The sequence below is a fragment of the Nostoc sp. LEGE 12454 genome (assembly GCF_056620565.1).
On the sequence record NZ_JBWQXL010000019.1, the window covers coordinates 73,846 to 88,479 of the forward strand.

13 protein-coding genes are annotated in these 14,634 nt (G+C 40.1%); 7 read left to right on the forward strand and 6 right to left on the reverse strand.

The window, feature by feature from the left end; all coding sequences use genetic code 11:
* Nucleotides 1-49: 49 nt before the first annotated feature.
* Genes AC1F2U_RS20125 through AC1F2U_RS20135 form a run of 3 tightly spaced genes read left to right on the forward strand, consistent with a single transcriptional unit; the run spans nt 50 to nt 2,317 of the window.
* Nucleotides 50-1,804: an N-acetylmuramoyl-L-alanine amidase family protein gene (locus tag AC1F2U_RS20125; RefSeq protein ID WP_480262690.1), complete on the forward strand. Its 1,755-nt coding sequence runs from the start codon at nt 50-52 to the stop codon at nt 1,802-1,804.
* A 2-nt stretch (nt 1,805-1,806) separates the two neighbouring features.
* Nucleotides 1,807-2,028, forward strand: coding sequence for a type II toxin-antitoxin system RelE/ParE family toxin (locus AC1F2U_RS20130; RefSeq protein ID WP_480262691.1), 222 nt, complete (start codon nt 1,807-1,809; stop codon nt 2,026-2,028).
* Nucleotides 2,000-2,317, forward strand: coding sequence for a helix-turn-helix domain-containing protein (locus tag AC1F2U_RS20135; RefSeq protein ID WP_480262692.1), 318 nt, complete (start codon nt 2,000-2,002; stop codon nt 2,315-2,317). The genes AC1F2U_RS20130 and AC1F2U_RS20135 overlap by 29 nt, the downstream gene beginning before the upstream one ends.
* An 85-nt stretch (nt 2,318-2,402) precedes the next feature.
* On the opposite strand, the gene AC1F2U_RS20140 is transcribed toward AC1F2U_RS20135, so the two are convergent.
* Nucleotides 2,403-5,876, reverse strand: coding sequence for an NACHT domain-containing protein (locus tag AC1F2U_RS20140; RefSeq protein WP_480262693.1), 3,474 nt, complete (start codon nt 5,874-5,876; stop codon nt 2,403-2,405).
* A complete protein-coding gene (locus AC1F2U_RS20145) occupies nt 5,860-6,675 on the reverse strand; it encodes an SMEK domain-containing protein (RefSeq protein ID WP_480262694.1) in 816 nt (271 codons plus the stop codon). The genes AC1F2U_RS20140 and AC1F2U_RS20145 overlap by 17 nt, the downstream gene beginning before the upstream one ends.
* 639 nt (nt 6,676-7,314) lie before the next feature.
* Here AC1F2U_RS20145 and AC1F2U_RS20150 point away from each other — a divergent pair.
* Nucleotides 7,315-7,716, forward strand: a complete 402-nt coding sequence (locus tag AC1F2U_RS20150) for a hypothetical protein (RefSeq protein WP_480262695.1) — start codon at nt 7,315-7,317, stop codon at nt 7,714-7,716.
* 92 nt (nt 7,717-7,808) lie between these two features.
* Here AC1F2U_RS20150 and AC1F2U_RS20155 read toward each other — a convergent pair whose 3' ends face one another.
* On the reverse strand, nt 7,809-8,414 hold the full coding sequence (locus AC1F2U_RS20155; RefSeq protein WP_480262696.1) for a pentapeptide repeat-containing protein: 606 nt from the start codon (nt 8,412-8,414) through the stop codon (nt 7,809-7,811).
* Nucleotides 8,415-8,429: 15 nt separating this feature from the next.
* On the opposite strand from AC1F2U_RS20155, the gene AC1F2U_RS20160 reads away from it, so the two are divergent.
* A complete protein-coding gene (locus AC1F2U_RS20160; protein WP_480262697.1) occupies nt 8,430-8,993 on the forward strand; it encodes a YraN family protein in 564 nt (187 codons plus the stop codon).
* Between the two features lie 70 nt (nt 8,994-9,063).
* On the opposite strand, the gene AC1F2U_RS20165 is transcribed toward AC1F2U_RS20160, so the two are convergent.
* Nucleotides 9,064-9,453 carry a hypothetical protein gene (locus AC1F2U_RS20165; protein WP_012412259.1) on the reverse strand — a complete coding sequence of 130 codons (390 nt, stop codon included), beginning with the start codon at nt 9,451-9,453 and terminating at the stop codon, nt 9,064-9,066.
* Between the two features lie 244 nt (nt 9,454-9,697).
* Here AC1F2U_RS20165 and queA point away from each other — a divergent pair, with 244 nt between their 5' ends.
* Both queA and AC1F2U_RS20175 read left to right on the forward strand, forming a co-directional pair.
* Nucleotides 9,698-10,942, forward strand: coding sequence for a tRNA preQ1(34) S-adenosylmethionine ribosyltransferase-isomerase QueA (gene queA / locus AC1F2U_RS20170; RefSeq protein ID WP_480262729.1), 1,245 nt, complete (start codon nt 9,698-9,700; stop codon nt 10,940-10,942).
* Between the two features lie 150 nt (nt 10,943-11,092).
* Nucleotides 11,093-12,181: a tetratricopeptide repeat protein gene (locus AC1F2U_RS20175; RefSeq protein WP_480262698.1), complete on the forward strand. Its 1,089-nt coding sequence runs from the start codon at nt 11,093-11,095 to the stop codon at nt 12,179-12,181.
* A gap of 163 nt (nt 12,182-12,344) precedes the next feature.
* Here AC1F2U_RS20175 and AC1F2U_RS20180 read toward each other — a convergent pair whose 3' ends face one another.
* Nucleotides 12,345-13,040, reverse strand: coding sequence for a potassium channel family protein (locus AC1F2U_RS20180; protein WP_322693870.1), 696 nt, complete (start codon nt 13,038-13,040; stop codon nt 12,345-12,347).
* A 152-nt stretch (nt 13,041-13,192) separates the two neighbouring features.
* A complete protein-coding gene (locus tag AC1F2U_RS20185) occupies nt 13,193-14,527 on the reverse strand; it encodes a TrkH family potassium uptake protein (RefSeq protein ID WP_480262699.1) in 1,335 nt (444 codons plus the stop codon).
* Between the last annotated feature and the right edge of the window lie 107 nt (nt 14,528-14,634).

A 14,634-nucleotide genomic window follows, 5' to 3' on the forward strand; every position in this document is an offset into this window, starting at 1 on the left:
TCCCGTCATTGTGCCACAGTTGTTGTGGTGTCATCTTCTGTGATTTGCTGTGAAAAAACTCTTAGGATTAGTAATATTAAGCTGTATTCTCACCTCCTCGGTAGCATTGGCAGATCCATCTCTTATAGTTGTTTTTCCCCAGACAAACTACCAGACAAGTGCCCAAAAAATCTTCTTTCTCGGCACTGCACCACCAGATGGTCAGGTTTTGATCAATGGTAAGCCAATTAACCGCAGCAAAGCTGGCCATTTTTCCCCTAGTTTCCCCTTGCAGTTGGGGGAGAATCTTTTTACTGTGCGTCACCAGAATCAAGAACTTAAAATTAAGGTGATCGGGCTTAACGCTAGCCCTGAACTACCACAGGGGGTAGCCTTTGCGAAAGATTCCCTGACTCCCGCAGTTGACATTGCCAGATTACCAGGAGAAGTAATTTGTTTTACTGCGATCGCACCCCCTAACGCCAATGTCTCTGTAACCCTCACTAATCAAACTATTGCCCTTTTACCGCAACCTCAACAAGCACAACTACCAAGTAATTTGGCAGCTTTGACAGGGCAAAATCAGCCTCATGCCCAGTCTAGCGTAGGCAACTATCAAGGTTGCACCACAGTGGCAACAGCCGCCGATCTGGGAAAACCTCAATTTCAACTGACGCTTGATGGCAAGACCATAACTCAACCAGGATCTGGTAAGATTGAAATCCTCTCAAGATCGCAGTTGCCAGTTTCTGAGGTTACAGTAGAATCAGGCGTTGCTCGTACTGGCCCTAGCACCGATTATTCCCGACTCACACCACTGCCCAAAGGCACACGCGCAACAGTTACAGGTAGGGAAGGTGAATGGTTGCGCCTAGATTATGGCGCTTGGATTAATAGTAAAGAAACCCGCATTCTACCTGGTGCAGTTCCGCCACAGACAATAATTCGCAGTGTCGGATACCGTCAACTCCCTAGTGCGACAGAGATAGTTTTCCCCTTGCAAGTTCCCGTACCCGTGAGCGTACAACAAAGTGAGCAAACTCTCGCTCTCACTCTCTACAATACCACTGCCCAAACAGACATAATTCGCCTGGATGACAACCCCCTAATTAATCGCCTAGACTGGCAACAGGAAGCTCCAGGACAAGTAAAATACACCTTTAACCTCAAAAAAGCTCAACAGTGGGGATATAAGCTGAGATACGACGGTACAACCCTGGTTTTGGCTTTGCGTCATCCACCTAAAATCGGGAACACAAGACGCAAGCCTTTAGCTAATTTCAAGATTGTACTAGATCCAGGGCATGGCGGTAAAGAATCTGGTGCCAGTGGGCCAACTGGATATTTAGAAAAAGATGTCAATTTGGTAGTTTCCAAGTTGTTGCGGGACGAATTGGTGAAGCGAGGGGCAACGGTAGTGATGACACGGGAGGACGATCGAGAGGTTTCACTAGTAGAACGTCAAGCAATTATCAGTCAAGAAGAACCTGCGATCGCTATTTCCATACACCATAACTCCCTACCGGATGATGGCGATGCCGAGAAAATCAAGGGATTTGCCGCTTTTTGGTATCAACCTCAAGCACACAGCCTCGCCATATTTTTACAGACCTATGTAGTCAAAAAACTCGGCAAACCTTCTTATGGTGTGTTTTGGGATAATCTGGCGCTGACACGTCCGACAGCTGCGCCATCGGTGTTACTAGAATTGGGTTTTATGAGCAATCCCGATGAATTTGAGCAGGTGGTGAACCCAGAAGAACAGAAGAAAATGGCAAAAGCGATCGCTCAGGGAATTACTGAGTGGTTTAGAAGTGTTAAATAAATTTGGAGGTAAAAGTCGCCAGCAACAAGGGAGATTGCTGGTTTTTTGTTTTCGGCTTCCCGAAAAACGAGCGCAGCAACATTAACAAAAAAGAAGAAGAAGCATTAAAAAAGCTGTCATCGGTGCTGTTATCTTACACGCTAGAGGATCTCGAAAAGGCCAAGCTGGAAGATGAATTGATGGAGGTAATTTGCAATGGCGAAGAAGAAATCAGCGATTCTTGAAGCCGTTCACGAAACGGCTATGGGGCTGCACAAGGCTGGACTGATGGATCAAACTACATTGCGTGAATTCGACAGTCTGTGCTTGTCTGTGATTGAACCGCTAGAACCTAAGCAAATTAAGGAAATACGTGAATCATCTCATGTTAGCCAAGCAGTATTTGCTGCGATTTTGAATACAAGTCTATCAACGGTTCAAAAGTGGGAAATTGGTCAGAAGCGTCCCAGTGGAACTGCTCTTAAGCTGTTGCACCTAGTTAAAAAACGGGGATTGAATAGCCTGATTGATTAAGGGGTCGTTGGTGGAGTGCGATCGCTATTTTTTAGCTAGTTCCTGCTCAATATTGCGATCGCTCTTTGTTCAAGCTTTTTGAATTTTATAGTGTATCGTTATTATTACTGGTTTCTTGATATCGCTCCATTGCTGCACTCAATACTAAATTGCTATAATTCCAAGGTTTTTTTAAAATTTCTTCTAACAGTTTATGCCATGTCTCATGCTTATCAACAGGCATTTGAATCTCTCTTAGCATCTTAACCCAAGCTTCCTCTTTCTCGATTATTTGAGTTTGTTGCAATGCTGCTAATAACATTTGTCTATAATTAATATTCTCAATTGGATAATCTGACAAAGTTAAGTATAAAATCCCTAGTAAAGAATGCTTGTTACTGTCAGAATTTATCAGACTCCATCCTGCATCTGCATTAAAGCAAAGATTAATGGCTTCTTGTATTTCTGCTTTCTTGGAGAATTTATAAGATTTCATTGACGAACGAAAAATTAGATATAAAAGGAATACGCTCCCTATACGAACATTTTCATCCTCATGACTAAGAAATGATTCTAATACATCTGTAGATTTCAATAAAAAATTATTAGAAATGCCACTCCGATAAAACTCTCTTTTGTTAAGTAAAATTTCTTTAAGAGGTAGAGTATTAAACACAAGCAGTATTATTCTTTGAGTCGGAGTATCATAACTTAATATTTTTAGGAAGTAAACCCAACATAAGTTAGTAATAGTGTCGTCTAAAGATTGCGACCAAGTAGTAAGAATTAATTCTAAAATGTCCTGTGTTTTTCTTAAGAAGATTGGATCTGATGACCACTTAAGTTCAATCAGATTCATTAATATTCTACTTAATCTTTTATGCTGTTTTATAGCCTCTTCAGCAATCGTTAAGATTTTGTAGAGTTCATCACTTCCGCATTTCAATGTACTGAAGCTAATAGGACTATAAATATATGCTTCTGCTAAATCTTCAACACTTATGCCTATTTGATTAGCTAATGGTAATAACTCAGGCAAAAGTTCATCTAATCCAATCTGCGTATGTATTGCTATTATAATTTTTTGTAAATGTTGCCTATCATCTGATTGCCGCTTATATTTGAGAATAGCCTCCTCTATTTCTTTAAAAATAGCTATCTGTTTTTTAGCTTCCAAGAAGGGTAATAATCTATTAACACTATCTTGGTCTTCAACTAATTGTTTATCCACGGCTAGATTCAAAAGAGGCCAATTTTTTATTAAAGCAAAAGAACGCCACCATTTATTAGAAAGGGATGAAGTGCGGTGAATTAATTTTAATCTTTCCATAAAGACAGATATATGATCAAGATGAGGCTCTTTGAAAAACCAAAGTAACGACCATAAACTTACTTCTAGCCTGGGTATTAAGTTATGGCATTGCAATAGCTCCTCTATATTATCGATAACTTCTTTAGGCATAGAGTCAGATGGTTCTAGCCCAATCCTCATCATTCTTATAGCTGTTGCATGTTGTGAGATATCTTGTTCCTCTCCATATATTAAAATATTTCTGCGTTTATTAGTTTTCATGGACAACTCGATCAATAATCTAGAGCATCTCAGCAATAATATTAATTGTTCAGAAAGCGTTTTTGGTTTTAGGAACTCCCCGATAAGTTTTTGCTCAGAACTTGAAGAATTATAATACACTTCTAAAGAAAGTATTTCTGCTAATTCGTTTGCTTGGTCTTCAGAAATTGACCAATTTTTCAGAACTGCCTCAGTATATTCAAGTGAGCTTAACCACATTTTTATTTCAGACGAAGAGAATCCACGCTCACTAAATATTTTTTTGTAGTAGTCCCAAGAATCTTGTAATGTTTCTACCATCCATGAAGGCTCAGATTTATAGCTCATAGCAAGACACAATGCAGTAATTACAGTTGTTTCTCGTTGAGTTTGAAGCAGAGCATTAATCTTATCTTGGAAAGGTTTTTTTGCTCCAAAATGTTGACCATAAAGTTCTAATACTGTTTCTGAGCATGAATCTGGCAAAGAACGCAACTTCTCTTCTAGAAGAGGATGCAATGATTCTTGTTTATCTTCTTGAGATAATTGCTCTATGAAAGATTCCAATGCTTCTTGTTGCTCTGTAGTTAGCCCCGTGTCTAAAACTTTTAGTCCGTATTCTATAAATTCATATTGTAAATCTGGATTAATTTTACTAAAAGCCCCATCGCTTGCTACTTCAAGCGCAAACCAAGCTCCTGGTCGTAAATAATGATTTGTTTTTGTTTGGTCTATCTCTTTACAGAGTCTTAAAATCTTATTAGCTTCTCCCTTATGGCTCCGAGCAATACGACCAACGAAAAATAAAGCAACATTCCGCCAGTGTGCTAAATAAATAATATTTTTTAAGCTTTCAAAACGTTGAGCAGTATCCTCGGCATTCTCTACTAAATGAACCGCTGCAAAGAATTCTTGAAAAGAGCGAATATCAAAACCAAACAAATCATTAGCTTCAGTAATCAAAACTAATCTATCACCATCCTTCACCAAGGTTTCCATCTTAAAATTTATGGTTTCAGCAGTGGAACGCTTGCCTTCTTGACGTAGGAATTTACAAACAGCATCTCTAAAGTCATTTTCAGGTAAGCGCGATTGAACGTTTTCTTTTGCTGCTCGGTGATGCAGTAAGTATCCTAAGTAAGAATGTAATCCAAATAAGAGCGACTCATCACTTTTAATAATTCCCTTATCTTTACTTTGTTCTCTAGCAAATATAATCTCCCAATATTTATTAAATAAATCTTCTTTTTGACTGGGAGGACGACCACGATTCTTGATAATAAGTAGGATAATTGTTACGTAAAGAGGACTTGTTAGTAACGCAGAGGTATTGGTATCTTGCTGGCATTCTTCAAGAGTAGAAATTATTCTTTGTTTTTCTTCATCTTTTATTTTTTTTGCTAATACCCATTTATCAGCATATTCATTAACTTTTTGGGCTGACATATCGACTAGTTCTAAATGCAAAAATTCTTTAGTATTAAAGTAACTTTTATACTGTTTATCAAATTCTTTTGGTCTAGAACTTCCTACTACCATTAAATCAGCATTTAAACTTTCTGCTACTGATAGGAAGTTTTTAATGCGTACCAGCATCTTCTCTTGTAATTCAGTAATTCCGACTTCATCCAGTCCATCTAAAATCAAAAGGCAAGGACGGCAGCAAAGAATATCTTGAATATCTTTTGGGGATACTAAGTTAGTCCGTGAGGTTAGTACGCCCATCCTCTCAGCTATATAAGCTTCTAAGCTATCCAAATCAGGCTTTTTAGCAAGCCATTGGGCAAAGTGCTTGAGTACAATCCGAAAGGGAATCCTTACAGTTTTAGGTTTTTTAGATTGATAATCTTTTTTTCCAATCAACTTGGCACGATGTACCTGCGCTAACTGCTGCCCCAGTGTAGATTTCCCCTTCCCAGGGCCACCAATAACTACAACCCTAGTATAATACTCTTCCAAAAGACAATCCATGACAGTGAGATTAGTAGATTGATCTGTTTCAAAAAGGGATTCAAAAAGGGATGTCATCTGCTTCTTCTAAGTAAAAAAATTTTCTTCTGGTTGATTCAGGCAAATCCTCTAACCTTAACTTAATAGGTTTTTCACCTCTAATTTTAATATCAAGATCAATAAATATCTGTTCTAGCAATGTACGACTTTCTGGATCAGTTTCGCCTGCTTGGTCTAATTCTGCAAATTCATCATCCTCAAAACATTTCGTAAAATACAGTTTTAAAGTCTCCTCAAGTTCTGAGTTTAATTTTTTATGAGAACCATCTACTAATTCTTTACTCTCAACTTGCATTTTACCAGTGCCAAAATTTGCTTCCAAAAGGGTTTTTATGCTTAATGCTTTCTCAATTTGAAATTTATTAATAGCTTTGAGTACGTCACGATAATCCAAAATATCTTGCTTGGGATTGAAATTAAGCTTACCTTGGATGATTTTATTAATTTCTTTATTTGAATAAGAATTTTGCTTTTCTAGCAAAACATAAATAATTAATCTATCATATTTATTATATAATTCATATTCGATAAATTTATTTAATGTGTGCTTTATCTTGTTAATATTAGGCGTAGCTGTAATCTGAAAAGCAACTTTTGCTGTTTCATCACCTAAATCAATACCAGGAAAGTTGCTACCTTCTGTAAAATTCAAGTTTTTAAGATTTTCAAAGCCGTAAATTTCTGCGAAGAGAGGTATTAATACATTCTCAGATACTTTGTTTATATCTGTTTTCTCCATCGCTGTAGCAGCCTTGATCTCTGTCACAAAAAATGACATTAAATTTCTTATTCTCTGTTGCGTTTGCTCAAGATGCATGTCCTATATTACTATACTTACTATATGAATTGAGTTTTGATTCGCTTCATTGTAGCAAATTAAGCAGAATACACGTAAATTTATGCTTGGCAGCTACTTACGCTTTTAATTGGAGCGTGAGGAGCAATAGACCCCAAACCTGAGATCAAGCTGCAATGCTATCGGTTTAATCTTTCCCTGATTTGCGATCATCCAGGAGCCAATACCGCGCAAGAAAAATGCGAGGAAGATGCTCTCAAAACCTTTGATATTGCTGGGCTGTACCAACCATTGATAAGAAATGCCGCGCTAAAGTTTCTTACTTTAGTCATTGTTCAAGCTTTTTTACTATTTGCTGCTTTGAGGCGATAACTACAGGGTTTGAAGGATTTGCTTATTTTCTTATGGTTCCCATTTGAACACAGATGCGATCGCCCCACTGCCAAACCCAAAAGATGGAGCCATGCAGAACATAGCAAAAACAGCCTCAAGTTATTGAAAAGTGAAGTATTGCAGCTATTTATCTAGTGCTTTACGCTTCCCATCAGGTATTAAGAGTTACTATAATACCTCGCTATATATTGATTTCAGTGCTTTTACCCTGCCAGAACCGCTTTGATCGCGGGTAGAAATATATGAAATCTGATATTTTGAAACTGTATGTATTTTAAGTTAGGCGGTATGGTAGGAGTGATCGCTATTTTATTAAGTAATGGCAGTGCGATCACCGGAGGTGTTGGCGCAGCCATCGCACAAGATGCACAAAGATATATCACTGTAGGGCATGACAAATTAGGAAACAGTGTAGCTCTGGATACGGAAACTATAAAAGGCACTACATACAAGCTTTATGGAATGTATGGTGATGGCATCTTCGAAACTACCTTCGATGCATCATGTACAGAATCACGGCTTTTTCGGAATCGCATTGCCATTTATGGTTCGGAGGGACAGCTACTTGAAGAGGATAAGGAAAAAGGAGAAATACCTTTTGTAGCTAATTCTTCACCAGGCAAAGGAATGCAAATTGTTTGTCAAAAGATTGGTGCTAGTGGTTGGTAGTTGCTCAATATTTTATGAGTAGGGAATGGGGGGTAGGGAGTAGGGAATGGGGAATAAGCAATGCCCCAATCCCAATTCCCAGCTAAAAAATACTAAGGACAAAACAACGTGTCACGCGTATCTCGTCCTGTAATCGGATTAGTCCCTTTGGCAAGTTTGCACAATTTTTTTTGCTCATCGGGACGCAGTAGCACATCGGTAAAATCTGCACCGTCAATGACTGCACCATCAAATCTGGCGTTAGCAGCAAAAGCACCCTCCAACAGTGCATTTGTCAAATTTGCTCTGACTAAACGAGCTGAGTCTAAAGTGGCATTTCTCAAGTCAGAACCCTCCAAATTCGCCGACTCTAAATTTGCTGCAAAGAAACTGACACCGTTCAAATTAGCTCGGCTGAAGTTGCTCTGGCGAAGATTAGCTTTAGTAAAGCTAGAGTCTGTTAAATCACGTCCTGAAAAATCAGCCTCAACCAAAATTTCTTTGTTATATTCAAGTGCCAAAGCTGTTGGAGCAAAACCGACCGCTGCGGTGATGCTAACTATTCCCCAAAGGAATAAGCTGAGTATACTTGCCCAAGTGTAATGGTTTGTTTTACGCTTCAATTCCAACTCAGTGCTGGATAAGTTGAGTGTAGAACCCGTTGTGCGTAGGCGTAGCCCGCCGCAGGCATCGCTTAACCTAGAATTCACAGAATTCATGATATTTATTAGTCAATGGCTAACCTTCCTCCATCTCATTATCCAGATATTGGTTCATTAGGAGAAGACCTAGTAGCCCAATGGTTGCAATCTACTGGTTGGATAATTCTCCATCGTCGCTTTTCTAGCCGCTGGGGGGAAATTGATATTATTGCTCAACATGATGGAAGTGCAGGGGAGCATACTTCTCTACGAGAGGCTGCGCCAACGACTGCGCTCAGTAACCGGGGGAGCAGAGGCGCAGCAGGAGAAATCAAAACTCAGCACTCATTATTGGCATTTGTTGAAGTCAAAACCCGCAGTTCAGGTAGTTGGGATGCCGGGGGAAGAGGCGCAATCACTCTACAAAAGCAAGCAAAAATCTGGCGTACAGCTGAAATATTCTTAGCCCAGTATCCTGAGAAGGCAGATTATTCTTGTCGATTTGATGTTGCTATTGTCTACTGCCACAGGATAAAAAATCTGACTGAGGTTACAGCAAATCAAGAAGCTCTGGCTACTTCATCAGTACCAGGATATAAGTTTAAGCTGCAAGAATACATTCTGGCAGCTTTTGACTCTTCAATTGATAATGGTTAATCGGTAATCGATAAAATATCTTAATTACCAATGACCAATAATTTTGTAGTAGCGTTACAACCAAATAGTCTCACGCTAAAGTTTCTGGACAGTAACCTAAGCCCCGGACAAACTGCTGCCGGAACGCTTCAATTTCGTCTCTTTCTGGGCTACCATGAGAAACGATCGCTACTTGATAACGACGCATCACATCCACAGGGCACTGTCCAGCTTCCAAACTCCAAAGTGCCATTTGCACCCTCATTGGCGGTTCGTAGCTAATTCCTAATTCATTTAGAAAAGCGCGAAAGTCGCCATCTTCTTGGGGCGAGACTTGACCTTTGAGTTTGATCCTAACCACCCAGCCATCAATTTGATGAATTACGGTGACGAACGAAACTGGTGTCTGGGGTCTAGCGTGGAGGTGTTGAACGACCCTCAGGGTTAGACTGGCATTTGCCAGATAGTACAAGTATTCCATGTTTGTTGGTGCTTGGGATCAAAGCCAATCCTACATATCTATATTCGTCAATCAGTGCCTGTTCCCGGTAGGGTAAAAGCCCCCGTTTTTAGATGGGGAGGTTTACCCAAATTTTATGTTAATTTTCCGTGTTACTTAATAGTAACAATCTTATAGCCTAGCGGCAAAACTGAGTAAAGATGCCTTAAAGTTCCTTTAGAAGGGAAAACTTAACTCAGCCTTTTTAAGAGAGTATAAATACTAAATAAACCAAAAACTAGTACAAGTTAATTTGAAAGATACATCTCGTCCACAAGCAAAAGATTTTGAATTAGATTGCTCGGTAGCTAGCTATGACTACACACTACCTCCAGAACTCATTGCCCAAAACCCAGCAGTTCCTAGAGATAGTTCGCGGTTACTGGTAGTTGATTCTCCAACTACAGGCATCGAAACAGCACCTCTACACCATATTTTCCATGATTTGCCTGCACTGTTGCGCTCTGGTGATTTGTTGGTTATGAACAATACAAGAGTTATTCCAGCGCGGCTTTATGGTCATAAATCCACTGGTGCGAAAATCCAGGTGTTGCTGTTGGAAGAACGGCAGCATAACTGTTGGTTAGCTTTAGTTAAGCCAGGAAAAAGCTTCAAACGGGGAGCAAAGATTATCTTTGAACCAAGAGAAGCGGGGATTGGGCATTTAAAAGAGGCAGAGGGGCGGGGTGCGGGGGGCAGACGGGAAAACTCTTCTCCCTTACTTCCTGCTCGTAGCCCCCAGCTAACGGCTACGGTTCTAGAAACAGATGCAGCAACCGGGGGGCGTTTGTTGCAATTTGATGTACCAGAGGGTAAGACTTTGGTGCAACTGTTAGAGGTATTTGGTGAAGTACCGTTACCACCATATATCACTACCTCAGAAGCTGCTGATGAGCAGTATCAGACAGTTTATGCTAAACAACCAGGAGCGATCGCAGCTCCGACGGCAGGATTACACTTTACCCCAGAATTATTACAACAGTTGCGCGATCGCAAAATCAATCGAGCTTTTGTGACGCTACACGTTGGTGTCGGCACATTTCGCCCTGTGGAAGTAGAGGACGTAACTACTCATCAGATGCATGAAGAATGGATTGAAGTTCCCGCCGCCACAGTAGAGCAAATCCGCGCTACGAAAGCTGCTGGCGGTCGAATTATTGCTGTGGGAACAACGGCAGTACGGGCTTTAGAAGGGGCGGCTCAATCTGGGAATTTACAACCATTTTGCGGAAAAACAGATTTGTTTATTTATCCCGGCTACCAATGGCGGGTGGTAGATGGTTTGATTACGAATTTTCACTTACCGCGTTCTAGTTTGTTGATGTTGGTAAGTGCCCTAATTGGCAGACAACGATTATTGAATATATACAACGAAGCGATCGCTTTTGGATATCGCTTTTATTCATTCGGTGATGCCATGCTAATTTTGCCGTCAGCTACGGGAGCGGGGAGTGGGGAGAGACGCGATTAATCGCGTCTGTACAAGAATTAGAAGTAGAGAAGCGATTAATCGGGTCTGTACAAGAATTAGGTGTTAAAAGTTGGATAATTGGGAATTTTTTCTTTCGTGGTGGGTACTCTGACTTATAAGAGGTTAAAAATAAGTACAGGTCTGCTATTAATGTCTGAAAAATACCTATTTTCTCATTGGTTAAATTTATTTTGTCAGGTAACACTCGGTGGCTGTTCTGCATTTTTGCTCTTGGCTGCACCGACAATTACTAATTTCCCAGTTAGCAAGCTGCTGGCAGAAACTGCAATTTCTCAGGATCTCGAAGCAGCTAGCTTTTTCCAGCAAGGAGTTACGCGCTATAACCGCCAAGACTTACAAGGTGCAGAATATGCCTTTCGCCAAGCGTTGCGGCGAGATCCTAACCTTGGAGCAGCACGAAATTATCTCGGTAATATATTGATAGAGCAAAATCGCCTGGATGTAGCTTTACAAGAATTTACAGAGGCGATAAAAGTTAATCCCAATTCTAGCGAAGCTTATTACAACTTAGGGTTAGTGTTGCACCGACAAGGAGAAAAAGATGCAGCAATTACCGCTTATCGCCAGAGCTTGGTGATAGATTCCACAAGGGTGGCAGCGCTGTATAATCTGGGTTTGTTGCTATACGAACAAGGAAAGTTAGAGGAAGCGATCGCTGCATACCAGCAAGCAATTAATTTAGATGGCAGCAATGCCAATGCTTATCTTAACTTAGCGATCGCCTTACAACAACAAGGTCAAATCGAGCCTGCGATCGCCAGTTATCGCCAAGCTTTGAAGCTAGATCCTAAAAATGCCGCAGCCTACAGCAATATGGCAAATTTGCTAGCAATGCATGGTCAAGCTCCTGAGGCTATTTCTGTTTATCGGCAAGCGATTCGCCTAAATCCGAAAAGTGCCTCAGCTTACTATAACTTGGGAGTAACTTTATATAATCAGGGCGAGTTCAAAAAAGCCAGTGGAGTCTTGAAACGCGCTCACAATGAATATCGCGAGCAAGGTAACATTGAACAAGCCCAGAAAATTGAGCAGTTAATGCAGCAAATTGCTCAGAAAAGTGGGCAACAGCAACCTCAAGCCAGTCAAACAGCTACTCCTTCTCAGAGTTCAGATTCTACAGTACAAATACCTGAGCCACAGACGCCAAATCAATCAGAAACGCCCGCTAACCCTGGCTCAGTTGAATCACAATCTACGTCAACGAGTGTCGGACAATAAAAAACTCAGAGTTAGGAATAAATAAATCACTCCTAACTCTGCCAATTTTAGATTTTGAATCGCACCTGTGGTGCGCTGTAAGCGCAACTTGAATTAAAGGAAAATCTAAAATCTAAAATTGAATAACTCCTGTAGAGACGCGATTAATCACGTCTCTATTTTTTTAAATCGGCAAACGATTGATATCTTTATTGCAACCAATAACAACCATTGCTGAACCACGCTCTAAACGCTTGGTAGCATCAGGATTAATTTGAAATTTCCCATCCTGACTTACTGCTAGTAAATTTAAACCGTAGCGGTTACGAAGTTGAAGTTCGGTGATGGTTTTGCCATGAAATTCATCAGGCACAATCAACTCTACAATACTGTTATCTGGGTCGAGGTCAAACCGATCTAGAATTGCTGGTTTGGTAAGAGTACGCGCTAGAGCACAACCCGCTTCATACTCAGGAAAAACAACATGATCTGCTCCTACTCGCCGCAATAGTTTACGGTGAACTTCACTAGAAGCTTTAGCAACTACGTGAGGTACACCAGCCTCTTTCACATTTAGGGTGGTTATGATACTTTCTTGAACGTAGTTGCCAATCGCTACAATTACAGTATCAAATTCAAAAATTCCAGCTTCTTTGAGTGCGGCTGGTTCTGTAGAGTCTAGTTGCAAAGCATGACCAACTATTCCCTCAGTTAATGCTTCTGAAACTTGTTTTTCATCAATATCTGTTGCCAGCACTTGATAACCAAAATTGTGCAGTGTGGAACAGACAGACCTACCAAAACGACCTAACCCAATTACAGCAAATTGCTGGTTATCTTTACGTAAACTGCGAAAAAAACTTAATGATGACAGATTCACCCTTTTTATCCTTATTATGGCTCCCTGTATTTAGGGCAAAAAACGGTTATACAGCTTGAATTAAAAATTTTATTTTTTGCCTTAGATGTATATTTTATCAGTTTGGGCATTGGTTATTTTTTCTCTCGCACTCTCTATGTTCTCTCCTCTAACTATCCTACGAGTAAATTTTCTTCAGGATAGTGAATTCTAGTAGAACGGGGATCTCCTAGTACAGCAGACATCAGTAGCAAAACACCTACTCTTCCAACGTACATCGTGATAATTAAGATTAGCTTTGCTGCTGTGGAGAGACTTGCTGTAATGCCTGTAGAAAGTCCCACCGTGGCGAAGGCTGATACCACTTCAAACAAAATTTGAATAAAATCTAATGTTGAATCTGTGAGGCTAATTAAAATGGTGGCTAAAATCACGGTCGCTACCGATCCTACTAACACACCTACAGCTTTCAAAATTAAAGTTATTGCTATTTTGCGATCGTACAACAAAACTTCTTCTTTACCCTGAAGAATCGCTTTAGTACAACTGGTCAAAACTCTCAAGGTTGTTGTTTTCATGCCTCCTCCTGTGCCACCTGGACTTGCACCAATAAACATCAGCGCAATTGTAATAAATAGACCAGCAGTAGTCATTTTGCCAATATCGATGGTGTTAAAACCAGCAGTTCTGGGAGTAACCGATTGAAACCAAGCTACTAATATTTGGTCCCGAAAATTTAGATAACCAAATGTTTCAGGGTTTCTGATTTCTATACAGAAAAAGGCTACTATCCCTATTAGTAATAATATCAGAGTTGTACTGATTGCAACTTTGAAATCTAGAGTAAAAACTTGGGTTTTAGTTTTTTTGTGAATGCGATCGCGCAACCAAAGATACATTTCCAAAATTACCTGATAGCCAATTCCCCCAAAGATAATCAATATGCTAATGGTGAAGACTACTAAGAAAGAGGACTGATAACCAATTAAGTTATCTTTAAATAAACTAAAACCAGCATTATTCCAAGCATTGATACTATGAAAAATTGCCAACCAAAGTCCTCGATCCCAACCATATTTTGGAACAAACGCTGGTATAAGTAAGAATATTCCTGTAATTTCAAAAATTAAAGTTGTGGCAATAATTGAACGGATAACTTGGGCACTCCCGCTCATTCCTGGTCGGTCTAAAGCTTGTTGAATAGCTACCTTTTGTCGCAGGTCAAACTTGCGTCCAATTAGCAGAATCAGAAAGGTAGTGCTTGTCATATAGCCCAAACCGCCAATCTGAACCAACAGTGTCATAAACAGCTGACCCCAAAAAGAAAAATAAGTACCAGGATCAACCACTGATAAGCCAGTAACACAAACTGCGGATGTCGAGGTGAACAGCGCCACAATAGGGTCGTTCCAAGTACCATCGCTAGTTGAGAAAGGCATCATCAGCAAGATTGTTCCTATAGTGATGACAGCCAAAAATCCCAGGCAAACTGTGCGAGAAACGGTCATAATTAATTCAAAATTCAGAATTACGAAAGCTAGATTAATATGGGTTGGCACATGCTTGAATTTGTAGCCATATTTGGGATTATTGGTATAAATTCGAGCAAGAAAAG